This window comes from Glutamicibacter sp. NPDC087583, from assembly GCF_044743685.1.
Taxonomy (GTDB): Bacteria; Actinomycetota; Actinomycetes; order Actinomycetales; family Micrococcaceae; genus Glutamicibacter.
Window position 1 is genome coordinate 1,182,345 of the sequence record NZ_JBIUWY010000001.1, and the last position, 23,557, is coordinate 1,205,901.

The 23,557-nt window shown below is 61.7% G+C and carries 26 protein-coding genes; 5 read left to right on the plus strand and 21 right to left on the minus strand.

Going from position 1 to position 23,557, the window contains the following annotated elements:
• The first annotated feature begins 153 nt into the window (after positions 1–153).
• From ACIOU9_RS05630 to ACIOU9_RS05640, 3 genes are all read left to right on the plus strand, one after another.
• Positions 154–399: an acyl carrier protein gene (locus ACIOU9_RS05630; RefSeq protein WP_105657746.1), complete on the plus strand. Its 246-nt coding sequence runs from the start codon at positions 154–156 to the stop codon at positions 397–399.
• 121 nt (positions 400–520) lie between these two features.
• On the plus strand, positions 521–1,768 hold the full coding sequence (fabF, locus tag ACIOU9_RS05635) for a beta-ketoacyl-ACP synthase II (RefSeq protein WP_105657745.1): 1,248 nt from the start codon (positions 521–523) through the stop codon (positions 1,766–1,768).
• A 193-nt stretch (positions 1,769–1,961) separates the two neighbouring features.
• Positions 1,962–2,537 carry a dihydrofolate reductase family protein gene (locus ACIOU9_RS05640; protein WP_105657744.1) on the plus strand — a complete coding sequence of 192 codons (576 nt, stop codon included), beginning with the start codon at positions 1,962–1,964 and terminating at the stop codon, positions 2,535–2,537.
• 6 nt (positions 2,538–2,543) lie between these two features.
• Here the strand turns inward: ACIOU9_RS05640 and ACIOU9_RS05645 are convergent, their stop codons facing one another.
• The 17 genes from ACIOU9_RS05645 to rpsP form a co-directional block, all read right to left on the minus strand.
• Positions 2,544–2,930, minus strand: a complete 387-nt coding sequence (locus tag ACIOU9_RS05645) for a VOC family protein (RefSeq protein WP_402696229.1) — start codon at positions 2,928–2,930, stop codon at positions 2,544–2,546.
• Between the two features lie 298 nt (positions 2,931–3,228).
• Positions 3,229–3,732: a DUF3145 domain-containing protein gene (locus tag ACIOU9_RS05650; RefSeq protein ID WP_105657742.1), complete on the minus strand. Its 504-nt coding sequence runs from the start codon at positions 3,730–3,732 to the stop codon at positions 3,229–3,231.
• A gap of 141 nt (positions 3,733–3,873) precedes the next feature.
• Positions 3,874–4,869 (minus strand): tyrosine recombinase XerC, encoded by a 996-nt coding sequence (locus ACIOU9_RS05655; protein WP_133833433.1) that lies wholly within the window; start codon positions 4,867–4,869, stop codon positions 3,874–3,876.
• Between the two features lie 33 nt (positions 4,870–4,902).
• Positions 4,903–6,147 (minus strand): DNA-processing protein DprA, encoded by a 1,245-nt coding sequence (gene dprA, locus ACIOU9_RS05660; protein ID WP_332728401.1) that lies wholly within the window; start codon positions 6,145–6,147, stop codon positions 4,903–4,905.
• Positions 6,148–6,155: 8 nt separating this feature from the next.
• Entirely contained in the window at positions 6,156–7,715 is a 1,560-nt protein-coding gene (locus tag ACIOU9_RS05665) for a YifB family Mg chelatase-like AAA ATPase (RefSeq protein WP_133833434.1), read from the minus strand.
• Positions 7,712–8,074, minus strand: coding sequence for a YraN family protein (locus ACIOU9_RS05670; RefSeq protein ID WP_133833435.1), 363 nt, complete (start codon positions 8,072–8,074; stop codon positions 7,712–7,714). The genes ACIOU9_RS05665 and ACIOU9_RS05670 overlap by 4 nt, the downstream gene beginning before the upstream one ends.
• A 161-nt stretch (positions 8,075–8,235) precedes the next feature.
• Positions 8,236–8,556, minus strand: a complete 321-nt coding sequence (locus tag ACIOU9_RS05675) for a DUF2469 domain-containing protein (RefSeq protein WP_105657739.1) — start codon at positions 8,554–8,556, stop codon at positions 8,236–8,238.
• Positions 8,556–9,281 (minus strand): ribonuclease HII, encoded by a 726-nt coding sequence (locus ACIOU9_RS05680; RefSeq protein WP_133833436.1) that lies wholly within the window; start codon positions 9,279–9,281, stop codon positions 8,556–8,558. The genes ACIOU9_RS05675 and ACIOU9_RS05680 overlap by 1 nt, the downstream gene beginning before the upstream one ends.
• An 11-nt stretch (positions 9,282–9,292) precedes the next feature.
• A complete protein-coding gene (lepB, locus tag ACIOU9_RS05685) occupies positions 9,293–9,997 on the minus strand; it encodes a signal peptidase I (protein WP_286134539.1) in 705 nt (234 codons plus the stop codon).
• 164 nt (positions 9,998–10,161) lie between these two features.
• Entirely contained in the window at positions 10,162–10,749 is a 588-nt protein-coding gene (locus ACIOU9_RS05690; protein ID WP_133833437.1) for a hypothetical protein, read from the minus strand.
• Between the two features lie 173 nt (positions 10,750–10,922).
• Complete coding sequence (locus ACIOU9_RS05695; RefSeq protein WP_402696233.1) at positions 10,923–13,163, minus strand: S1 family peptidase; 2,241 nt, start codon at positions 13,161–13,163, stop codon at positions 10,923–10,925.
• Positions 13,164–13,587: 424 nt separating this feature from the next.
• Positions 13,588–14,235 (minus strand): signal peptidase I, encoded by a 648-nt coding sequence (gene lepB, locus ACIOU9_RS05700; protein ID WP_133833439.1) that lies wholly within the window; start codon positions 14,233–14,235, stop codon positions 13,588–13,590.
• A gap of 13 nt (positions 14,236–14,248) precedes the next feature.
• Positions 14,249–14,608: a 50S ribosomal protein L19 gene (rplS, locus tag ACIOU9_RS05705; protein ID WP_133833440.1), complete on the minus strand. Its 360-nt coding sequence runs from the start codon at positions 14,606–14,608 to the stop codon at positions 14,249–14,251.
• 250 nt (positions 14,609–14,858) lie between these two features.
• Positions 14,859–15,683, minus strand: a complete 825-nt coding sequence (gene trmD, locus ACIOU9_RS05710) for a tRNA (guanosine(37)-N1)-methyltransferase TrmD (RefSeq protein WP_105657732.1) — start codon at positions 15,681–15,683, stop codon at positions 14,859–14,861.
• A gap of 3 nt (positions 15,684–15,686) precedes the next feature.
• A complete protein-coding gene (rimM, locus tag ACIOU9_RS05715; RefSeq protein ID WP_133833441.1) occupies positions 15,687–16,229 on the minus strand; it encodes a ribosome maturation factor RimM in 543 nt (180 codons plus the stop codon).
• A 154-nt stretch (positions 16,230–16,383) separates the two neighbouring features.
• The gene (locus ACIOU9_RS05720) at positions 16,384–16,626 is read right to left on the minus strand and encodes an RNA-binding protein (protein WP_038991490.1); all 243 of its coding nucleotides are present in this window, start codon (positions 16,624–16,626) and stop codon (positions 16,384–16,386) included.
• A 2-nt stretch (positions 16,627–16,628) separates the two neighbouring features.
• Complete coding sequence (gene rpsP / locus ACIOU9_RS05725) at positions 16,629–17,039, minus strand: 30S ribosomal protein S16 (protein ID WP_105657730.1); 411 nt, start codon at positions 17,037–17,039, stop codon at positions 16,629–16,631.
• Between the two features lie 250 nt (positions 17,040–17,289).
• Between rpsP and ACIOU9_RS05730 the strand changes: the two genes are divergently transcribed.
• Complete coding sequence (locus ACIOU9_RS05730; protein WP_105661208.1) at positions 17,290–17,919, plus strand: LysE family translocator; 630 nt, start codon at positions 17,290–17,292, stop codon at positions 17,917–17,919.
• A 46-nt stretch (positions 17,920–17,965) separates the two neighbouring features.
• Here the strand turns inward: ACIOU9_RS05730 and ACIOU9_RS05735 are convergent, their stop codons facing one another.
• From ACIOU9_RS05735 to ACIOU9_RS05745, 3 genes are all read right to left on the minus strand, one after another.
• Positions 17,966–19,702 (minus strand): HNH endonuclease signature motif containing protein, encoded by a 1,737-nt coding sequence (locus ACIOU9_RS05735; protein ID WP_402696236.1) that lies wholly within the window; start codon positions 19,700–19,702, stop codon positions 17,966–17,968.
• Positions 19,703–19,765: 63 nt separating this feature from the next.
• The gene (locus ACIOU9_RS05740) at positions 19,766–20,821 is read right to left on the minus strand and encodes an iron chelate uptake ABC transporter family permease subunit (protein WP_105657727.1); all 1,056 of its coding nucleotides are present in this window, start codon (positions 20,819–20,821) and stop codon (positions 19,766–19,768) included.
• Positions 20,818–21,765 carry an iron ABC transporter permease gene (locus ACIOU9_RS05745; protein WP_286134219.1) on the minus strand — a complete coding sequence of 316 codons (948 nt, stop codon included), beginning with the start codon at positions 21,763–21,765 and terminating at the stop codon, positions 20,818–20,820. Before ACIOU9_RS05745 ends, ACIOU9_RS05740 begins: the two co-directional genes overlap by 4 nt.
• Positions 21,766–22,018: 253 nt before the next feature.
• On the opposite strand from ACIOU9_RS05745, the gene ACIOU9_RS05750 reads away from it, so the two are divergent.
• A complete protein-coding gene (locus ACIOU9_RS05750) occupies positions 22,019–23,026 on the plus strand; it encodes an ABC transporter substrate-binding protein (RefSeq protein WP_402696237.1) in 1,008 nt (335 codons plus the stop codon).
• Positions 23,027–23,144: 118 nt separating this feature from the next.
• Here ACIOU9_RS05750 and ACIOU9_RS05755 read toward each other — a convergent pair whose 3' ends face one another.
• Positions 23,145–23,273, minus strand: a complete 129-nt coding sequence (locus tag ACIOU9_RS05755; protein WP_286134218.1) for a hypothetical protein — start codon at positions 23,271–23,273, stop codon at positions 23,145–23,147.
• Positions 23,274–23,557: the final 284 nt, after the last annotated feature.

Here is a 23,557-nt window from a genome sequence, read left to right on the forward strand (position 1 = left end):
GGCCTAAGCTTTAAACCGACGAAACGTGCCGCGCATTCTTGATGCGCCACCAAAGTTTCATTAAGCCGGCTGGAACCGGTTCCTGGAAACAGGATCTGCGCCCAGCCACAAAAATGACCGGAGTCCTCCGGCTAAGAAGAAAAGGAGCCATCCATGGCTAGCAACGAAGAAATCCTGGCGGGCCTCGCCGAAATCGTCAACTCCGAGACCGGCCTGGACGAAGCAGACGTGCAGATGGACAAGTCCTTCACCGAGGACCTGGACATCGACTCGATCTCGATGATGACCATCGTCGTTGAGGCTGAGGAAAAGTTCGAGGTCAAGATCCCTGACGAAGAGGTCAAGAACCTGAAGACCGTCGGCGACGCCGTCAACTTCATCGCTGCGGCACAGGCCTAAGCTTCCCGGCGTTTTTTCGCCACACCGTTGTGCGGGCAAGCCGCGCACACCGGCCGGTACGTCAAGCCGGCCCCCTGAATTTCCAAGCACAGTTCTTATTCGCACAGTAGAGAGTTTGATGATGGCGCGCAAAGTAGTGATCACCGGTCTCGGAGCCACCACCCCAATCGGCGGGGATGTCCCCACCCTATGGGCAAACGCCCTCAAGGGCGTCTCCGGCGCCGTAACCCTGGAAGATGACTGGGTTAAGGAATACGACCTGCCGGTCACCTTCGCCGCCCGCGCTGCTGTGCAGCCGACCGAGGTACTCTCCCGCCCGGAGACCAAGCGCATGGACCCATCGACCCAGTTCGCTGTGGTTGCGGCCCGTGAAGCCTGGGCCGACTCAGGCCTGGTCAAGGAAGAGATGGACCAGAACAAGCTGGCCGTTGCCTTCGCTACCGGCATCGGCGGCGTCTGGACCCTGCTCAACGCCTGGGACACCCTGCGTGAAAAGGGCCCACGCCGCGTCCTGCCCATGACCGTGCCAATGCTGATGCCTAACGGCCCAGCAGCTGCCGTGTCGCTGGACCTGGGTGCCGCCGGTGGCGCGCATACCCCGGTTTCGGCTTGCGCTTCGGGTACCGAAGCGATGCACGTTGGCCTGGAACTGATCCGTTCGGGCAAGGCCGATGTGGTCATGGTCGGTGGCGCAGAAGCCGCGATCCACCCCATGCCGATGGCCGCCTTCGCGTCCATGCATGCACTCTCCCGCCGCAACGATGATCCGACCAAGGCTTCGCGTCCCTACGACACCGACCGTGATGGCTTTGTCATGGGCGAGGGCGCTGGCGCGCTGGTACTGGAAGCCGAAGAGCATGCAATCGCCCGCGGCGCACGCATCTACGCCGAGCTGGCAGGCTCCTCGGTCACCTCCGATGCGCACCACATCACCGCACCGGATCCAGAAGGCATGGGTGCAACCCGTGCGCTGAAGGCTGCCATGTTCGATGGCCGCATCCAGCCAGAGGACGTGGTCCATGTGAACGCCCACGCAACCTCCACCCCAGTTGGCGACAAGCCGGAATACGCTGCGCTGAAGAACGCCCTGGGCGATCACCTCGAGAACGTGTGGGTATCCGCGACCAAGTCACAGATGGGCCACCTGCTGGGCGCTTCCGGTGCCGTGGAGTCCGTGCTGTGCGCACTGGCCATCTACAACCGCAAGGCCCCGGTGACCATTAACCTGGACAACCAGGATCCAGAGATCCCGTTGAAGGTCGTCACCGGCCAGCCTGCGCAGCTGCCTGCAGAGGGCTCCATCGTTGCGCTGAATAACTCCTTCGGCTTCGGCGGCCATAACGCCGTGGTCGCCATCCGCAGCGTCTAGCCGTTCCGGCAGCTGCAGGCGAGCGCGCCACTGGGCTAGTTGAAGATTACTCTTCAACCAGCCCGGTGGTCTTTAACCCCGAAAGAATTGGCTCAGAGCCATTGCTTCGGTCCTGACATGTTCGTTAAGCTCAAGTACCGCCTCATGTCGGAGGCAACTGACGGTACTTGCCACGAGCAAAGGATCCCTTCCCATGCGCACCCTGATCGCCACTTCCTTCGTCTCCTTGGACGGTGTCGTCCAAGCCCCGGGCGGCGAACCCGGCTACCGCAATTCAGGCTGGACGATGAACTCGGTCGAGTTCGACCCCGCCGCCTACGAACTGAAGGGCGCCGAGCAAGAAGAAGCCAGCGCCATGCTCTTGGGCCGGCACAGCTACGAGGCCTTCTGCGCGGTGTGGCCCTCGATGACCGAGCAGTTCCCGCAGTACAACGCGATGCCCAAGTACGTGCTCTCCACTACCTTGCGGGAGAAGGACTTGGCCGGGAACTGGGGCGAGACTGCGATCTTGCGCTCGGTCGCCGATGTGGCGCGGCTTCGAGCCGGCGACGGCGGCCCGATCAGTATCCATGGATCGGCAACGATGGTCCACTCGCTGCAAGAACATCAGCTCATCGACCAGTACAACCTGCTGGTCTTCCCGGTTTTGCTTGGTGCAGGCAAGCGCCTTTTCAGCGACGCGAGCCTGGACGCGCAGAAGCTGGCCCTCATTGATTCGCAGGTCTACTCCAACGGTATCCAGAAGAACGTGTTCAAGGTTCAGCGCTAGCTGGTCCTAGCTGGCTGCGGGCAGGTAAGGCCGGGTGATCAATTCCAGGTAGTGCCCGGAAGGATCAAGCAGATAGACTCCCCGGCCGCCGTGTTCATGATTAATCTGCCCTGGCAGCTGCCGTTGGGGATCGGCCCAATGCTCCATTTTCCCCTCGCGGATAGTCGCGTAGGCGCGGTCGAAATGCTCGTCATCGAGCAGGTAGGCATAGTGCTGCGCTGGGAAGTCCATCAGTGGTGCAGCGAATTGAAGCAGCACCCCGTGGGCCAGGCTGATGTTGGTAAATGGTCCCCAGCTTGATTCCGCGCGGGCTTCGAGCAGCTCAAGATAGAACTTTGCCATGCGTTGCGGGTCGAGTGAAGCGATGATGGTGTGGTTGAACTGTGCGGTCATGTCTCCCTTTCGTGGTTCAGATGTGCTGTTCTTTGGTGGAATGCATCTGGCACGGGAGGGCCGCGGATCAGGGAACGACCAGTTTGCCGTTCCGGGAGTGGCCGCATGCGGCCTGACTGGTCTTCATCGCCATCGAGCATAGCACTGCGCTTCGGCACTTCTCCACAACCGCAGTTTTTAAAGCAAGAAGTGGGATCCCCGGCATGGGATCCCACTTCTTTTGGGTAACAACCCCGCACCATCGGGGTTGTATCTGAGTGTTTGTTGATAAGTCACTCAGGGACTAGATAACCAGTTGCTAAACCACCTGGTTGAGCCATCGAACAGGCGCGTCTTCGCCTGCGTGACGGAAGGGTTCAAGTTCTTCATCCCAAGGCTCGCCGAGAGCGATGGACATCTCCTGGTAGAAGACCGAGGGATTGCCGTCGCCTTTTTCATAGGCCCACCGGATGCGTTCTTCGCTGACCATGACGTTGCCAGCGCAATCAACGGTGGCGTGGAAGATGCCAAGATCAGGGGTCACGGACCAACGGCTGCCGTCGGCACCCGGGCTTGGGTCTTCGGTGATTTCGAAACGAAGGTGCTGCCAACCATGCATCTCACTGGTCAGCAAAGCGCCGGTACCTTGCGTACCTACCCACTCGATTTCGGCGCGACAAAATCCGGGTGCGACGTGCTGTTCGGTCCACTCCATTTTTACTGGAGTACCGAGCACGGACCCGATTGCCCATTCCAGATGTGGGCATAGCGCTGCAGGGGCGGAATGAATATAAATCACGCCTCTGGACATCGGTGCAGACATGCCATCCTCCGTTGCGGTGTTGATCGTCTTCCCCTACGTCAACATCGTTCCGGTGCCATCGCCGCCGATACTTCCATTTTGCCCGATGAAGAGGCCTTTCGCCACCCAGAAAGGCTATTTTTGCAGATTGGTACCAAATAGTCAGGCTCGCGGATGGGCTTGGCGGTAGCTTTGCCTCAATCGGTCAACCGAAACGTGAGTATATAGCTGGGTTGTTGCCAGCGAAGCATGCCCGAGGAATTCCTGGACGGCACGCAAATCTGCGCCGCCATCCAGCAGATGCGTGGCTACGGTGTGCCTTAACGCGTGCGGGCCGCTGGCAGCGGTATCCCCCAGCGATTGCAAGGCCTTGGAAATGACCTCGCGTGCCTGGCGTACATTCAAACGCGCACCGCGCACCCCTACGAGCAAAGCGCCTTGAGCTTCCTGGCGGGCCAGGACCTTGCGATGCGACCGAATCCACCCGATGATCACGCGCTCTGCGGGCTTGCCAAACGGAACAACCCGTTCCTTGTTGCCCTTGCCGAGAACCTTGACGGTGCGTCGTTCGAAGTCGATGTCGTCAACGTCCAAGGCCACGAGCTCGCTGATACGCAGGCCGGATGCGTACAGCAACTCGGCGATGACTTTATCGCGTGCCGCTACGGCCTGGCTCTTGGCATCGGGGGCAGGTTCCGGCTTGCTCTCGCTGACTTCTTTTCCAGCAGGCGGCTGGGCTGTTTCGGAGAGCAAGCGGTCGATCTGGCTTGGTTGCAAAACATGCGGAAGACGCCGTTCCTTCCTGGGCGCGGCCAGCCGCAGGGCAGGGTCCGCGTCGATCAGCTGATGCTTCAGCGCCCACGCGAAGAAGCTCTTCACCGCAGAGATCCTGCGGGCCAAGGTGGTGCGGGAAATCTGCGATTCATGAAGCTGTGCCAACCAATCGCGGAGCGTATCAACTGAAATCTGCTTGAGGCTCGGATCCTGCGCATGGTGGAGCAAGAACTGGCCGAGGTTCCGCAAATCCACTTCGTAGGCTCGCAGGGTATTAGTGCTGCGGCCGCGTTCGCGTTGCAGGTACTCCAGGTAGTCTGCCACCGGCTCAGCGAATTTTGCTGACATCGCATTGCTGGCGTGCGTCGTTGATTCTTGCTTCATCACTATTGAGGATACCCTCAGCTGCGTCACCGGTCAGTTTTGGCGCACCAACTTCCATGCCAGGCCATCGGTGGCAGCCATTTGCAGTGTCTCCAATCGGTTGATGGCGCGTAGCGTCTGGATCAGCGGCACCCCGCTGCGGGCAGAGATCTCATCGACCAGCAATCCTTTGGTGAAGGACATGATGTCGTACACCATTGCTTCGTCCCTACCCAGGATGTCCGTCGGTCGTTGCTGAACTTTGGCACTCCGCGGCTCTGCTTGGCAGTGGTGGCCAACCAGGCCCAGCGCATCTTGCGGGCTGGCGAGCAAGGCCGCACTGCCTTCTGCAATCAATCGGTGGCACCCTGCGGAGTTGGGCGCGAAAACGCTTCCGGGAACGGCCGCTACATCGCGTCCCAACTCGACTGCATGGCTGGCGGTGTTCAGCGCTCCTGAGCGGTGGCGCGCTTCGCTGACGATAACCAGCCTGCTCAATGCCGCGATCAGCCGGTTGCGGTTCAGGAAGCGGAAGCGTGCTGATGTGGTTCCGGGAGGCACCTCTGAGATCAGCACGCCGCGAGCAACAATCTGGTTGAGCAGGTTGCTGTTGCCCGAAGGGTAGAGCCGATCGATGCCGCCAGCCATAACCGTGATCGTTGGCGGGTTCGGATGCTGCCAATCGTCCACGCTCAGAGCGGCCCGGTGCGCGCTGGCGTCAATGCCGTAAGCGCCACCCGAGACAATGGTGTACCCGTTCAAGGCCAGGGTCCGGCCAAGATCGAAGGTGACTTGATCACCGTAGTCACTGGCATCGCGGGAGCCGACGATGGACACGCTGCGCGCCAGCTCTTGGCCGTCGAGCAATTGCGGGTTCGCTGAACGCCACCACAGGCACAGGGGACGTCCCAGTTCCAGGTCGGCTAGCTGTCGCGGCCACGAAGCATCGTCCGGGATCAGCAATCCGCCACCCGCGCGCGCAGCGGCATCCAAGGCTCCCGCCGGGTTGCTCAGCGACAGGCGCTTTCTCCATCGGGCCAAGGCTACCCTCAAGTCTTGTGCGCCATCCCCGGGCGGGTGGAATCCGAGGATTCCGTCGACCGGCGCTTTGAGCGCGGCCGGATAGAAATCCTCCCGCTGGATCAGGCGCAGCAGTTCCTGTGGGCTCATCAATTCCAGCAAGGCCGTGGCCACATAGTCGTTGGGCTCGATAAGTTGGTTCAGATGGGCGTAGACCCGGCGCTCCTGGCTGGTTGGAGCCGAAGCTTTTCCGGCAGTGTTCACATCGTTGAAAGTCATGGCCTTACCTAGCTATTTTCCAAGTTCTGGCGAAGGTGAGCGGCGATGGCCAGATCATCCTCGGTCGGTGCTGCATGCCCTTGCTGGTCTGCAACCGTCCACGCGACCCGCAGGAGGCGGTGGATGGCACGCGCAGAGAGCCCGCGTCGTGTGGCGAGTTGTTCAAGCGCCGCCCGGGTCTTGGCCGAGTATTCCAGTTCATTCCTGAGGATCTGAGTTGGTATTTGCGCGTTGCAAGCAATAGAGAACTTTCCCAGCCGCTCCTTGCTGCGTGCCCGGGTGGCCAAGACGCGTTCACGCACCTGTGCACTGGATTCATTTGGTACTCCGCTAAGAAGCTGTGCCTGCGCTACCGGATTGACTCTGACTTGCAGATCCACACGGTCGAGGATGGGTCCTGAAAGCCGGGCGAAATAGCGCCGGCGGGCCATGGGCGTACAGGTGCACCCGGTACCGGTGCCGAAGTTTTTTCCGCAGGGACACGGATTGGCGGCCATGATGAGTTGGAAACGGGCCGGTAGCCGCTGGTGGCCGCGTATCCGCGCGAGGTTGATATAGCCTTCCTCGATCGGTTGGCGAAGCGCATCAAGTACACCGGTTTGGAATTGCGCTGCTTCATCGAGGAATAGAATGCCCTGGTGCGCGCGGGTAATGGCCCCGGGAATGAGTTGTGCGGTTCCGCCGCCAATCAGGGCTGAGCGGGACGCGGTGTGGTGCGGCGCCACGAAAGGCGGGGTGCGTTGCAGCTGGTCCAATTCCCCGGATCCGCCCCGAGTAATGGAATGGACCGCGGTGGCTTCAAGTGCTTGCAAGTCATCAAGTGGCGGCAGAATCGATGGCAGGCACTTGGCCAGCATGGTTTTGCCGGCGCCGGCCGGTCCGACCATGATCAGGTGGTGCCCGCCGGCTGCGGCCAGTTCCAAGGCGAGCCGAGCTTCCTGCTGCCCGTTGACCAGGCCCAGGTCCGCATCGCCCGAGGCAGCAGTTCCTTCGGAAGGGCCGGCAGATTCGGTGGGCGCCTGCGGCTGCCGGTGGCGCAGGTAAGTGGTGACCTGTTCGGCTGGGGCTCCGCAGCAGGTGAGGACCTGTCCCAGATGGCGTAGCGCCATGACCTCGATTCCATGCACCAGCCTCGCTTCTGCCCCGTTAGCCTCGGCCACGATCACCCGGTCAAGACCATGGACCTTGGCCAGCTGCACCGCTGGCAGCACCCCGGGTACTGGCCGCAAGGTGCCATCCAAGCCGAGTTCCGCCATGTACAGCGTGCTCGGTGACGCGAACAGCTGTTGATCAGCGGCCAAGGCGGCGATGACGATGGCCAGATCGAAAGCTGATCCATACTTGGGCAGTGTGGCTGGCGAAAGATTGACCGTCAGTTTCCGGTTTGCCAGAGGAATCCCTGAGTTCCTAGCCGCGGCTTTGATTCGTTCGCGGGCCTCGCTCAAAGATGCATCGGGCAAGCCCAGCAGGACGAATCCGGGAATGCCGTTGCCGAGGTCGGCCTCGACTTCCACCAGTGAGGCGCTGACCCCGTGCAGGGCCACTGCGCTGGTCCGGGCGGTGCTCATGAGCGCACGTTCTCATGCAGCCGGCATTCGAACCCTGTTGCTGTCAGATAGACCTCGACGATGTCCACGCGAAGTTCGGCGAGAAACATGCGATGGCATTGGGCCCAGGAAATCAGCAGCCTGTTGAGCCGGCAGAATTTTGCCGCGCTGATCGCCTCGAAGCCCGATCCATAGCGTTGCGAGGACCTCGTTTTGACTTCGACGGCGGTGATCTGGCCGTTGCCGGCTCTTGCCACCAGGTCCAGCTCCCCTGCTGGGCATCTCCAATTGCGATCGAGAATTTCGTAGTGCTGCCCGGTGAGAAATGCGGCGGCAGCTTGTTCGCCATCGGTCCCTAGGCGTTGCTTCGCGGTCTGCATGTTTGCTCCTCGATGTCTGCGATCCGTAATGGAAACATCGTCGGAGAATTATGGTCCACAGCGGCGGCGCCCGCCGCGGAATGTGGACAATTCGCTTTAAGCGAGATCGCCGGCTCTGTTCCACGAACAGAGCCGGCGATCGAATGCCGCAGTGCCTCGCGCTAGGAGCCCAGCCCATCCTTCGGGATCTGGAACTCGTCAGGGTTCAGTTCTTCGACGTTGACGTCCTTGAAGGTCAGCACTTTGACGGACTTCACGAAGCGCCCTTGCCGGTAGATGTCCCAGACCCACGCGTCGGTGAGGTTCAACTCGAAGTACACTTCCCCGGCGTTGGACAGGGTCTTCACGTCCACTTGGTTGGCCAGGTAGAAGCGGCGCTCGGTCTCGACCACGTAATTGAACAGCCCCACCACGGTCTTGTACTCGCGGTATAGCTGCAGTTCCATGTCGGACTCGTAGTTTTCCAGGTCGTCGGCAGCCATCACTTTGCTTTCCTTGTCGTGGCTTCACCTTGGGCCTGATCAGCACCCGAAGTCAAGTTCCAGCTCTTGCGGTGGTAGTCGCAGGGACCCTGCGCAACGATCGCGGCACGATGCGCAGCGGTGGCATACCCCTTGTTGATCTCCCAGCCGAAGGCCGGATGCTCGGTGGCCAGATCAACCATGATTCCATCGCGTTCGACCTTGGCCAGGATGGAAGCTCCAGCGATCGCCTGGCAGGTCATGTCGCCTTTGATGATGGTCGTCACCGGGATGTGCAGGCCCACGGGTTCGCGGTCATCGGCCAGGATGTCGAAGAGATCCGGTTCCGGTGCGGTCAGCCAGTCGTAGCTGCCATCCAGAAGCGCCGCCTCGGGCTGTACCGCGCACAGCTCCATGGCCCGCGATCCGGCCAGGCGCAGGGCGCCAGTAACTCCCAGCTCATCGATTTCAGCCGCAGAGGCATGCCCGACGCCATAGCCCACGGCCCACTGGCGAACGGGATCGACCAGTTCCGTACGGGTTTCCGGGCTCAGCAGCTTGGAGTCGCGCAGCGCTGGGAACTCCGTGACCTGCTCAATATCTATTACCGTCATGCCGACGGTAATCGGACCAGCCAAGGCGCCGCGTCCCACCTCATCGACCGCTGCGATATAGCGGAACCCATGCTTGGTTGCCAAGGCGCGCTCATGTTCTAGCGTGGTTGCCTTGCTCTTCAAAACGGCCATGGGCGGTGCCCCTACTTCGCCACTGCGTGCGGGACGTTGGCGAAGACTTCTTCGTGCGAGTCGACGATGCCCCAGCGCGAGGTTGGCCAAGAGATCACCGAAGCGCGGCCCTGGACGGATTCGAGGTCGACGAAACCGCCCTGGCGATCGGCGTGGAAGCGGGAATCCGCGCTGGCACCTCGGTGATCACCCATCACCCAGATTTTTCCTTCTGGGACGGTCGCCTTGAATTCCATGTCTGACGGGCTGTCGCCGTCAAAGATGTACGGCTCGTCAATGGGCTCGCCGTTGATCGTGATGGCACCTTCCGCGGTGCAGCACTCCACGGTGTCACCGGGCATGCCGATGATGCGCTTGACCAGGTACTGCTCATCAGCCGCTGGCAGCACGCCGACAAAGGAGAGCGCATTCTGGAACGCGGTGGGGTACTCGGTCAGCGGTGGCAGCCATTCCTGGTCATCGCGGAAGACGACGACGTCGCCACGTTCCAACTCGAACGGCCCGGGAACCATGAGGTTGGCGAAAATCCGGTCGTTGACCTCGAGGGTATGCTCCATGGAGCCTGATGGGATGTAGTAGGCACGGAAGAAGAAGGTCTTGATCACGAACGAGAGCAACAGCGCGATCGCGATGATGATGACAATCTCGCGGACGAAGCGCCATATTTTGTATAGGGGTCCCCTGCTTGGAGGAGTCTCTGCTGATGCTGCGCTCACGATTCGATTAGTACCTTCCATTGTCGCGTGTAATCCCCATCTTACGTGTCTTGCCAGGCGCAGCGGATCATTGCATAGCCACGGCCAGTTGCCCAGAAACGCACCAATGGCCAGGTCCGTCGCCGGGCCTGGCCATTGGTGCGTCCGTTCAAGCGGACTGCGGGCTACTGGGTGGCAGCAGGCGACATGATGCCACCGCTCTGCTTGTAGTCCACGGGGATTTCGCCGATGGGCTTCTCAGCTTCAATCAGCTTTTGGACTTCGTCCAGCTGGCTCTTATCCACCGACAGGGTGATGCCGCCCGTTTCAGGATTCAGCGTGTATGCATGGATGGCAGTGCGCACGGGGTTTTCCTGCTTGCCCTGCCACTTCATGATTTCGGAAATCGCCGAACGAAGCTCCTCGCTGCTGAATTGGACTAGGTGCCCGATAGCCCCGGCTTCTTCAATAACGGATAGCTGCTCTTCGCTGGTCGTCGAAACGTTCAGCTGCCCGTCCTTGATCCAACCCTGGACGTATTCATCGCCCAAGGCTTCGGAGAGCTGGTCATTAGTCTGGAGCAATGCGTCTTGGTCCACGGTGTTCCCGCTCGAGTTTTCTGTTTGCTGCGAGGGTTCCGATGCCGTGGCGCTGGCCGTAGCCTGCGCACCTGGATCAGTTCCCTGACCACAGCCGGTTAGCAATAGGGCAGCCATGGCGGCAGTAGAGGCCAGCATGATTGGCGTGCGTGAAGTTCTAGCGTTGAAATTCATAATTTACACCTCGGTGATATTCACGTTGCCGCAACGATCTTAGCTTTGAGACTAGTGCCGAAATCGTAGAGCAACCAAGGAACTACATGTGTGCCAAGTAAAAATGCCCCGCTACTTGTTCTCAAGTAGCGGGGCATTTTCAGCAGGACCCAGTCCCGCCGGATCAGAATCCCTTAGCCGTGGCGACGTGCGTTGCGGCGGAACAGCAGGAATGCCGCACCGGCCAGGGCCATTGCGCCACCGGCGGCGATCAGCGGAACGCTGTTCGAACCGGTATCCGCCAAAGGATCGTCCTTCTTAGGAGTTTCCTTTGGAGTTGCAGACTTGCTTGGCTCGTCGTCCTTCTGGTCCTTCGGAGCTTCCGACTTATCGTCCTCCGAAGCGGAAGGAGAGGTGCTCTCCGATGGCTTGTCGCTTTCGTCCTCGGAAGGCGATGGCGAGGTGCTCTCGGAAGGCTTGTCGCTTTCGTCCTCGGAAGGCGATGGCGAGGTGCTCTCGGAAGGCTCAGTAGTTGGTTCCTCGGAAGGCTCAGTAGTTGGTTCCTCGGAAGGCTCCGTAGTTGGTTCCTCAGTAGGTTCCTCGGTTGGCTCCTCAGTGGGTTCCTCGGTAGGCTCCTCAGTCGGTTCCTCGGTAGGCTCCTCAGTCGGTTCCTCGGTTGGTTCCTCGGTTGGAGTTGGAGTCGGCGCAGCAACGATCACGACGTTGGCGTTGACCCGCTCAGAGGTGTTGAAGCCGTTCTTGGCCACAACGCTGAACGCAAACTTTCCTGGTTCTTCCGGGGCTGGGAACGAGAAGTTTCCTTTAGCGTCCAGCTCAACCTTCTTGTAGAGCTTGCCGTCAACGACCACACGGATGATGGTGCCAGCCGGAGCATTGGCAAGGGTACCGGTGATTGCTTCACCAGGTTCAACTTCAGTACCGTTTTCCACCGTGATGGCAGGGGTATTGATATGGAATTTCAGCGTGTAGCCATCAATGTAGCCCTTGTCGAAGACATCATCGAGCGAGGTGTACATGGCGATGTCATCAGCGGTGTTTTCCTTCAGGTCTTCACCTGCGGCGTTGGCCGAGTTGATGCCTGCCGCCTTGCTGCCTACGAGCATTGGGCCACCGGAGTCACCCTGGTCAAGCACGCTCTGGCCAGGATTTTCAGCGACATAGCCAGCAACTGAACGGTAGGTCTTATCCGAGCCACCAACGAAGAAGACGCCTTCACCGATAATCGGGGAGCAGCTCCAACCGGTCGTACGACCCGAAGAGCAAGCTTCCGACCCAACTAGTGCCTTCGTCGTGCCAGTCACGTTGATAACTTCGTCGCGAGGTTCCTTGCCGTCAGCCCATTCGGACACAGCAGCGTGCAAGTTCAGCGCAGGATTGATGTTATCGATCACCGAGATGTCCGTGCCTGGTTCCAGGTTATTGAACTCTTCCTCGGTCATGGAGTCCAGTTCTTCGGCGGATAGGCCCGAATTACCCGGACCACCGAACTGGTTGAATCCAAAAGTACCCAGCTCGGCACCCAGAGTTGGCGATTGGCCTGGAACCGACTGTTCGGCAAGGCCCAAAATCCTGGTGGCGCCATCTTCCGAGCAGTGCCCAGCCGAGATGATGGCATCTTCGCCCTCTGCGGTCCACGCGGTGAATCCGAGCGAGCAGACGGTCGACTTACTAGTAGGTGCGCCGGACTTGTCCATTGCGTAACCCAAGGCGCCGTAAATATCCTCTGCGGCGGTGGTCTTGGCAACACCCGAGCTTTCTACACCGTCAACGTGCGTAGCTTCGCTGACGAACTGCTCAACGGTCAGCTTCTCAGGCAGGGAGCCAGCGGACTTGGACTTCAGGTCGTCCGCAGCTTCCTTCTCGTCGAAGCCCTTTGCATAGATCTTCAAGCCATCGTTGGTCTGAAGGATAGCGGTGATGCGCTTCAGTTCCTTCGGCTCGATGTTGGCCAAGAGCTCGGTGTAGACCTTGTCTACGGTCTTGACCTGCGAGTCAACTTCGGTCACCACGATAGGAGCCGGAGCTGCACTGGCCTGGACGATCTCCTTGGCCTTGGCAGCGTCCTTCTTGCTTACGGTGATCTCGGCTTTGCCGTCCTTCACCGAGGCAGTGGCGTCAATGCCTTTCGCATTCAGTTCGTCGCGGACTTTGGAAGCAGCGTCGCTGGTCTCCCCGTCCTTGACGTACTCTTCAACGGACTTATTGAGGTCCTTCTCAATAGCCTTGTCGAGCCCCTCGGTGTCCAGAGCGGTTTCGCTGGCCAAAGGCTTCTCGCTTGCCGTAGCGGACGCAGACGGCGATTCGGAGGCCGTTGGCGCCGCTGCGGCAGGCATGAAGCTAGAGCCGACCACCAAGGCGGTCGCGGCTGCTGCAACGATGCCGCGTTGCGCAGTCTTCTTTTTTGGATGTGGCATTAATGCTTCTCCCAGATTTATGGTGCGAGTGCCCGCGCGTCCCCTTACCTAAGGGCGCGCGCGTAAGCACAGGTGTTGTTACCAAAATGAAACAATACTTGGTTCCGACACAGCTTTTCAACCATCGAATCCAACAAAAATATAAATTCCAGAACCCGTTTCACCTAGTCAAATAGCTCTACCCTCATCGAGCTTGGTTACAACTTACGTGCCAGTAGTATTGGTTTAAGATTGGACTTCTCTTTCTAATCCCTAGTCAGCTTGGTGGATCCTGAGTGTTGTCGCGAAATTTACACACGAATTGCACAGCAAATCGGGTGGGATGGAAATCCATCCGAATTAATTCCATTAACCTAGAAAAATAGCGCCAGATGGGTAGTTCTACCCATCTGGCGCTATCAAAATCGCCGGTTGCTACGGCGTGTCACCTGATTACTGAACGCTGATCGAGCGGCCAAATCACCTCGGTCGCTTTGCCGGTGACGCGCTCGACGCTGATCATTCCGCCGCCGCTTGCGCCCAGCAATGCCCGCGAATCCTTGGAAGTGGAGCGGTGATCGCCCATGACCCACAAGCGGCCAACTGGCACTTCTACGGAAAATTTCTGGTCGCTCGGAGCATCCCCGGCGAAGATATACTGCTCGTCTGCAGGCTCGCCGTTGACGAGCAGTCGCCCATCAGCGCTGCAGCATTCCACGGTGTCTCCCCCAACGCCAATGACGCGCTTGACGTACTTATTGCTGCTCCCGGTGAGGCTGAACGCCCCCAGCAGATCATCAGCGAAGCTGGCCTTGGCGTAGGGCAGGAACGAGCCGCGGCCATCGAAGACGATGATGTCTCCGCGTTGCGGTTCGGCATCCGAGTAAGCGCGGCGATCTACGGCGATGCTCTGGCCAGGATTGAGCGTGGATTCCATGGAGTTGGACTCGATATGGAAGACGTCGATCAGGGTGGCGCGAATGACGATGGTGGCCAGCAGACCAAGAATGATGGCGAGTACAGCGAAGCGCCAGACCCATGAAAAGGCCCGGCGCTTCATTGTTGCCCGCTCAGTGCGTGCAATCCGGTTCATTGAAGAACGCAGATTACTTCTTTGCGCTGAAGTCGCGCTTCTCGCGGATGCGAGCAGCCTTGCCGTGACGATCGCGCATGTAGTACAGCTTTGCACGACGAACGTCACCCTTGGTCACAACCTCAATCTTTTCGATGATTGGGGAGTGAACTGGGAAGGTACGCTCAACACCGGTGCCGAAGGAAACCTTGCGAACGGTGAAGGTCTCGCCAACACCCTGGCCCTGGCGACCAAGGACGTAGCCCTGGAAGACCTGAACACGGGAGTTCTTGCCTTCGATGATGTTGACGTGAACCTTCAGGGTGTCGCCTGGGCCGAAGGCTGGAACGTCGGAGCGCAGCGAGGCTGCGTTAACAGAGTCAAGAATATGCATAGTGCATCTCCTAGGATCAATGCCGCAGGTCACCGAATCCTCGTAGCGGGGCCCGACACCGGTCGAAACCAGTGAAATCCCCGGAACGTTGTACCACCGATTGCCTCTAGCAAACGGTGCGGTGGTCTTCTGTGGCTCGAACTTCCCCCTGCGGCAGGAGTCGAACAAAAACACACCAAGAAACAATTATGCCGTATCCGCGAAGCCGATGCGAGTTTGCCCGAAATGGCTTTCGAGTGATTTTGGACTCTTAGTCGCTCTCGGTGCCAGCGCCGGTAGCCCAGTCCAATTCGGACTTGGGGGTTATGGCACCGTCAACGAGCGCGAATCCGCTGTGCCATAGGGCATCGCGGTCCCTGCGGTTCAGGCTCTCGGCATCCAGCTGCGTGATCAGGTCGGGGCGACGCTCTGCGGTGCGCTTGATCTGCTCATCGCGGCGGAACCGTCCCACCCGCTGGTGATTGCCACCGAGCAGCACCTCGGGGACATCGCGGCCGCGCCAGGAGGCCGGCTTGGTGTACACCGGGTATTCCAGCAGAACATCCGAGTGGGATTCTTCTACCAGCGATTCCGGGTTGCCGATGACTCCTGGGATCAGCCGGGCGATGGCTTCCACCATCACCATCACGGCCACTTCTCCCCCGTTGAGCACGTAATCGCCGATGGATACGGGGATGACGTTGAAGTTCTCGTGCGCGTATTCGATGACGCGCTCATCGATGCCTTCATAGCGGCCGCAGGCGAAGACCAGATGCTCTTCCTCGGCAAGGTCGTAGGCCATCTGCTGGTTGAAGACGGCGCCTGCAGGCGAAGGGACAATCAGGGTTGGCTTGGGGCCGCCAGCATCGGCTGGGCGCACCGCGTCCAGTGCCTGTCCCCATGGTTCCGGCATCATCACCATGCCGGCGCCGCCACCGTACGGGGTGTCGTCGACCTTGCGATGCTTGTCGGCAGTGAAGTCGCGCAGGTTGGTGACGTTCAGATCCAAGATGCCGTCTTCGGCGGCGCGGCCGATCAGCGAAAGCGAGAGTGGCTGGAGGTACTCAGGGAAAATCGAGATGACGTCAAGACGCATGGCTTACTTTTGTCCCTCTTCGTCGCTGCCGTCTTCATCGCTGTTCAAGGTCAGCAGGCCTGCCGGCGGGGTAATGACTACGATGCCGGCTTCCGGATCGATCTCCGGGACGAATTCGTCGACGAACGGGAGGTAGATCTCCTGGCCGTCAGCGTCTTCGAAGACCAGCAGGTCCTGGGCGGGATTGGTGCGCAGTGCGGTGATGGTACCGACCTGCTCGCCATCGAGCATGACCTTCAGGTCCAGCAGTTCATGCTCGTACCATTCGTCCGAGTCGTCTTCCGGCTGATCGGAAACTTCAATCTCAAGGCGCGCGCCGCGCAGGGTTTCAGCCTGGTTGCGGTCGGCGATTTCCTTGAAGGAGAGCAGCAGGATGGTCTTGTTCCAGCGCGCATTGGCGATGGTCAGCGTCTTGACCGGGCCGTCGACGACGATGAGTTCTTCGCCAGCGGTGAAGCGCTCTTCCGGGGTGTCGGTCATGACCTGGGCGGTGACTTCGCCACGGATGCCGTGGGGCTTGCCGATGCGGGCAACCTGCAATCGCATAGTCTGCTGCTCTTTCTGCACTGTGTTCCGTGGCGTGTGCCGGGAGACTGGAATGGAAATTCTAGGGGTAAACACGAAAGGAGTTTCCGTCACTAGTTAGGACGGAAACTCCTTTCGTTTCGAAGCCAACTTAAAAGCCAGACCTCTAAGTTGCTTAGCCTCGGCGACGGTCGGTGTCGATTACATCGACACGTACCGGCTCCTTGGCCAACGCTGCCATTACGGTGCGCAGTGCTCGTGCGGTGCGTCCCTGGCGTCCGATCACACGACCTAGATCCTCAGGGTTCACACGTACTTCGAGCAGGTCGCCGCGGCGGGTGGACTTCAAGGCGACCTTGACGTCTTCCGGTTCCTCGACAACCCCGCGTACCAGGTGGTCTAGCGCGTCAACGAGCACTGTTACTCAGCCTCGGTAGCTTCGGCCTCTGCCTCTTCAGCAGCTGGCTTTTCAGCCTTCTTGGTGATTGCCTCTGGGAGGATCACCGAACCCTTGTCAGGAGCAACGAATGCTGGCTTAGGCTCGGCAACCTTGTAGGTGCCTTCCTGGCCATCGATGCCCTTGAACTTCTGCCAGTCACCGGTGATCTTCAGCAGTGCGTGTACCTGCTCGGTTGGCTGAGCGCCAACGGACAGCCAGTACTGTGCACGATCCGAATCGATCTCGATAACCGATGGGTTCTCGGTTGGGTGGTACTTGCCGATCTCCTCGATGGCACGGCCATCGCGCTTAGCGCGCGAGTCCATGACGACAACGCGGTAGAAAGGTGCGCGCATCTTACCGAAGCGCTTCAGACGAATCTTTACGGCCACTTTTGTGGTCTCCTGTTTCTCAACATGGTCGAATCCAATTTTTAGCACCTGTGGGGCAGGCCTTACTGGTCGGATTCTAAAAGGACAGGACTCATAGCGGAGAGAGGGGCCACTGCGAATCGAGTACCCTGCAATTATGCCAGAGAGCGTGCGCGGTGGCCAACTCTAATTGGCCCCGCGCGTCGGGCGAAGATCATGAGCTTGCTCACCCTGGGGCCTGCGCCCAGCTGCAGCTTCTAGCATTGAGTGCATGACCGTTGCTTCCGCCTTGCTGGGTTTCAGTATAGTTGCCGCCCTGATGACGTTGATTCCGGGTGTCGATACCGCGCTGATCCTGCGATCGGCCATTGCCCGGGGACGCGGTGAAGCGCTGCTGGCGGCGCTGGGGATCTGCACGGGAGTATTCGTTTGGGGTGTGGCCGCGGCCGCGGGAGCTTCGGCAATTCTGGCCGCCTCATCCCTGGCCTACCAGGTGCTGGCCTATGCCGGCGCAGCCTATCTGGTGTTCCTGGGCGGGCAGATGATCCATCGGAGCCTGCGGGGCAAGCAGTTGGCCACGATCCATGTCCCGGTATCGCACAGCAGGTATCGAACCTACCTGACCGGGCTGGTGACCAACGTGCTGAACCCGAAGATCGGCGTCTTCTATATCGCCGCGATCCCGCAGTTCACCCCGGCGGGCACCAACGCCCTATTCATGGGCATGGGGCTATCGGCGGTGCATGTTGCACTGACCCTGGTGTGGGCAGTGGCCTTGGTATACGGGGTTCGGATCGCTGGCCGCTGGCTGGGCTCCGCGAAGTCGGTGTCCTGGATGGACCGGATCACCGGGACAGTGCTGATCGGGTTCGGACTGAAAGTTGCGCTCTCGCGCCCATAGCATCTTGGCCACGCCGGCAGGTGCAGCAGTTCGCGGCTCCGGGTGCTCAGGCGGCCACCGGAACACTGTTTCTTCGCGGTACCTGCATCGGGTCCAGGTGCTTGGGCAGCAGGATGTGAGCCAGTCCCCCAACGGTAACCAGGGTCAGCAATCCTGCATGAATGGCATGGTGGTGCCTCCGACACAGGCAGCTGCCATTGCGCGATGAAGTGCACCCGCCACGTTCCCACCAGTTGTCGTGATGGTATTCGAGCATTTCAGGCGGTGCGGTGCATCCCGGGACGATGCATCCGCGGTCGCGGGCGAAAATTGCGCGCTTCATTGCATCCGTGAAGAAGCGTTCCTTGCGTCCTACATCCAGCGGTTGCCCATCGGGTCCGAAGACCACCCGGTAGATCTCGCCTTGGCAGATCAGCTGTGCGGTGTCCGCGGAATCGAGTTTCACCCCGTGGTCGGAGGTGGCGCGAAGCTTGGCCGGATCGCCAAGATCCTGCGGATCGCGCAACTGGATATGGATGCCGATCCTTGGAATGATTCCATTGGGCGCGGCACCTGCCGTGCGCGCTCTCAGCGCGGCCAATAGTGCGTTGAGCCGGCGCTGGGCCACCGGAACCTCCCCATAGCCAAGCAGCAGGGACGTTTGGAGGCCTTCACCTGCTCGGCCTGCGCCGCGCGTTTCCTGCTCATCAACAAGCTTGTCAGGTTGTTGCTGCGCTCCGGACAAGGATTCTTCCTCCCCGTGCCCGTCCTGGGCCCATGGCGGTGGTGGTTCCTTGCTGCTGAACAGGTCGTCGGTGGCTGATTGCCCGGCATTTGCCCCGGGATCCGCTTCCTGCTGGTCCTCTGAGGCGTTCTGGCCATCATCAGGGGCAGCGCCTGAACCGGATTTGGCGGCACGGGCGGCTTTGCCTGCCTTGGTACGCGGGTTATCGGCCTGGGCCAGGGTGGAGCGGAATTCCTCGCGCTGGGTCCCGGCGATGTAGAGCTCGTACTTGTCGCAGTCGCCCACGGTGCCTCGCGGATAGATGCCGGGTGCCGGGTTCCTGGTTTGCTTGCGGGCCTTGCGCTCAGCGGAAAGCATTGCCGCGAGCTGGGTCTCGCGGGTGGCACGGTCAGGTTCCTGCAGCAGGGCCGCGGCTTGGTGATCGAGCAGCTGGCCCTGTTCATTGCGGGCGGACGATTCCAGCGGCCGGCCTTGGAAGCTCGTGTCAGCCGGCTCGAATTTGTCCAGTGCGCGGGCCGTGCGGGCAATCAGCCGCGGGTCCAGGTCCGGCGCTTCGGCGTAGAGCCTGGCCAGCTGGGACAAGCGCGGCGCGGCGGTGCTGCCATCCATGAGGCGCCGGGCGATGAGCAGGTGCGCGTCATTCACCCGGTGCTGCCCCTCATGGGCGTTGATCCCCAGCCAGCTGGCCAGGAAGTCGCCGGTGTTCTGGTAGTGGGCGCGGCCTGAATGCTGGCGGGCGGGGCGGTCGTAGCTGGTCCGCGATGCGGAAATGGCCGCCAGCTCATCGTCTTCCAGCAGGTGGGCGCCGGTTGATTCGAGATGGATAGCGCAGTGCAATTGCTCCCGCAGGGTGTAGCGGTAGAGCGTTTCAATCAGCCGTGCATGCCCCGCCGCCACCCGCGGGTCATCGGACTCGCGCAGGGTGCAGGAGAGCTTGGCCAGCAGCGCGCAGCAGGAAGCCATCAGCTCAAGGAGCACTTGGATCGCTCCGCGCGGGAGCGACCCGGTGATGGATTCGCGCAGGATCTGGATCGCTGCGGCTAGCTGGTGGATGCCCATGGACCCATCATGGGCGCGGCCAGAGGCCCGAGCTGGCAGCCATCGCCAACTGTGGATAAACCGCTAGCCGCGTTGGCGGACCTTGGATTGGCGGATGACCAGGAAGATCAGGTACGGGGCGCCAATCACCGCGGTGGCCACCCCGGCGGGCAGGATCACCGGGAAAGCCCGGGCCGCAACCAGGTCGGCCAGCAGCACGAAGATCGCCCCGATCAGCGCGGCATGGGGCACCGGCGGGATGGTGCCGCGGGCCACCAGCCGCGCGGCATGCCCGCTGGCCAGCGCAACGAAGGCCAGCGGCCCGGCGATCACGGTCGCGGCGATGGCCAGCAGCGAGGCGAGGCCGAGCATCAGGACCCGGTCGCGCCCCAGGTTCATGCCCAGCGCGCGGGAGGTATCCGAATCCAGCGCCAGCACCTCGCGCTGGTTGCGCAGCAGCGCGGCCGCGGCCAGTCCCAGCGCGATGACCGCCGGCGCGAAGGCCAGGTCGGCCCAGGAGATCGCGTTGATGGTCCCGGCCAGCCAGGTCAGCGCCTGCTGGGCGTTGTAGATTTCTCCCAGGGTCAGCATCCAGGAGGTCAGTGCGGCGCACAGCCCGGAAAAGCCCAGGCCCACCAGCACCAGCCGGTTGCTTTCCAGGGAACTGTGCCAGACCAGCGCGAAGACCAGGGCGGAGACCAGCAAGCCGCCCAAGGTGGCGGCAATGGGCAGCCCGTAGTGCACCAGCAGTTCCGAACGCCCGCCGGCGTGCACGCTCAGGGCCAGCACGGCCACTGCGCCCAGGGCCGCGCCGTTGGTCACCCCGAGGATGTCGGGGCTGGCCAGCGGGTTGCGCGCCACGTTCTGGGTCAGCGCCCCGGCCACTCCGAAGCCGGCCCCGGCCAGCACCGCAGCCACGCTGCGCGGCAGCCGGAACTCGATGATCGACAGCTCGGTGCGCGGATCCGGGGCCGCGCCGAAGAGCGTGGCCACCACATCGCCCAGCGCGATCGGGGTGCCCCCGATGGCCAGGTGCAGGCAGAAGGCCGCGAGGGCCACGGCCAGCAGGATCAGGCCGGTAGCCACAGCGCGCCGGGCGCGCACCGCGGAAGCGGGGGTGCGGATCGCCGGGGCGCTCATACGGTGACCGCCTTGCGGCGCCGGGCCACGTAGATGAAGAAGGGCGCGCCGAGCAGCGCGATGACCACGCCCACGGGCAGTTCCCCGGGGCGGGCCAGCATGCGGCCGAGCACATCGGCCACGCACAGCAGCAGCGCGCCGCACAGGGCCGAGCCGGGAATCACCCAGCGGTAGTCGGCGCCGAAGATGCGCCGCGAAATATGCGGTACCAGCAGGCCCAGGAAGGCGATCGGCCCGGCCAGGGTGACCGCCAGCCCGGACAGTGCCACGATCGCCGCCAGCCCCAGCCCGCGGGCATGCAGGGCGGTGACCCCGAGGCTGCGGGCGGAATCCTCGCCCAGGGTCAGCGCGTTCAGCCCGCGGGCATTGGCCAGCGCCAGCACGGTACCGGCCACCAGCAGCGGCCACAGCGACAAGAAGGATTCGTAGCCTTGGACCACGGAGCCGACCTGCCAGAAGCGCAGGGTTTCCAGGGCGGCCTCGCTGAGCAGCACGATGGCCGACACCACTCCGGCGCAGAGCGCGGTGACCGCGGCGCCCACCAGCAGCAAGGTGATGGGCGATCCCCCGCGCCCGTCGATGCGCCCGATGCCGAAGACCACCAGGGCCGCCAGCAGCGCTCCGCCCAGGGCCAGCAGCGCCTGGGTCCACGCCGGCAGCGGGCCGGTGAAAGCGGCGACCGAGACGATGGCCAGGGCCGCGCCCTGGTTGATGCCCAGCAGGCCGGGTTCGGCTATCGGGTTGCGGGTGTGGCCCTGGATCAGCGTGCCGGCCATGCCCAAAGCGGCGCCGGCGGCCAGCGCGGTAACGGTGCGCGGCCAGCGGATCTCGCGAATGGCGATGTCGCTGACCTGGCCGTCGGGGGCCAGCAGCGCGTGGCGCAGCTCGGCGAAGCTGGAGGTGGTGCTGCCGATCCACAGGCTGAGCCCGATGGCGGCGCCCACGCCGGCGGCCAGGGCCAGCAGCGAGCTGATGCGCGAAGTGGTGCGGTCGATGGTCGGTGGCCTTTCTCGGGCCGCGGAGTGCGCGGCGGGTGCGTGCAGGATATGCGAAGCAATGATGTCGCAGGACCTTGACCAGGACGGCCGGATCCATGCTACTGTTCTTCTCGCGCGCTAAGCTTACCCTTGCCTAAGTGGGGCAAGCAAAAATACATCATGCGCTAATTAGTCAATCACCTTCATGGAAAGCACTCGCATGCACACTCCCCGCATTCTCGCCCTGAGCGCCGCCCTGGCCGCGGCCGCCCTGGCCCTGTCCTCCTGCGCCAGCTCCTCCCCGAGCACCGAGCCGGCAGAAACCGCCGCCACCGCGGAAGCCGATTCCAGCTTCCCGGCGGCCATCAAGCACTTCCGCGGCACCACCGAGCTGGCCGAACGCCCGCTGCGCGTCGCCGCACTGGACCCTTCCTACGTGGATGCCGCCATGCTGCTGGGAGCCGAGCTGGTGGCCTACACCGAATACCGCAAGGGCAACAATCCCTTCCCCGAGTACCTCGGGGACATCACCGAGCTGACCGACGAAGCCGTGAACGTCGGCACCATCACCGAACCGGATCTGGAAAAGCTGCTGGCCACCGAGCCGGACGTGATCATCTCCGCCGACGTGCGCCAGGGCGCCATGTACGACCAGCTGAACAAGATCGCCCCGACCATCTTCTCCGAGTCCACCGGACCAACCTGGAAGGAAAACGTGGTGCTGCTGGGCGAGGCCTTGGGCAAGAAGGAGCAGGCGGAAACGGCCGTGGCTGATTACGAGGCCCGCGCCGCCGCGGTGGGCAAGGAAATCCTGGCAAAGAAGCCCGAGACCACTTACTCGCTGGTGCGTTTCGCCGGCGAGGACACCGCGCGCCTGTACGCCACCGATTCGTTCATCGGCGAGATCATGGTGGACATGGGCATTCCGCGCCCGGAGGATGCCCCGGATACCACCGAGTCGATCTTCGTTCCGCTGTCGCCGGAGGAAATCCTGAAGGCCGACGCCGAAGTGATCTTCCAGTCCACCTGGGCCCCGGAAGGCGCCGAGGGCGACGCGTCGCGCGCCCAGGAAGACAAGTTCACCTCCAACCCGTTGTGGGAGAAGCTGGAAGGCGAGGTCATGCAGGTCGACGACTCGGTCTTCCTCTCCTCGGTGTCGCTGCAGGGCGCCCACGAGGTCATCACCCAGGTCGCCGAGCACTTCGAGGTCGACCCGCAGCTGCCCTAAGCGGCACCCGGAAAACCGGCAATTAAAATACTCGAGTCCCTGCCCGGCGTCGTTCGCCGTAGGCAGGGACTCGATTCATTTACCGGCTCCGCGCGCGGGAACCGGTGCCAATCAGTGGTTATCTGGCAGCTTTGCGCACCGGATCGACAGCGACCTCCGCGTGCTTCAGCCGCTTCTCAGCGCGCTTTTCCTTGATGCTCTTGCCTGGTTTTTTCGCTTCGCCCTTGCGTGGGGATTTGCTCGACATGACGTGCCGTCCTTTACCGGAGACGCGCTGCGCCTCCAACAAGTGTGGGGAGAGTACCCCATAACCTGAACCATAGGAAGTTTCGCACCGAAGAGCAAGGGCTGGAGCCTTCCCGGCGATTCTCCCACGGCGTTCGGCGAGCGCCATGGCGTTTTCGAAGATACATTCGAATCCGCGTTGGCCGCCTCTGCGGCCACTGGGCCATCCCTGCGGTGCAGGCCAGGGAAATCGAGGACGACACGACTGCGTCTTCCCAGCGCCCGCCTAGCTTCACCGCGTAGTCT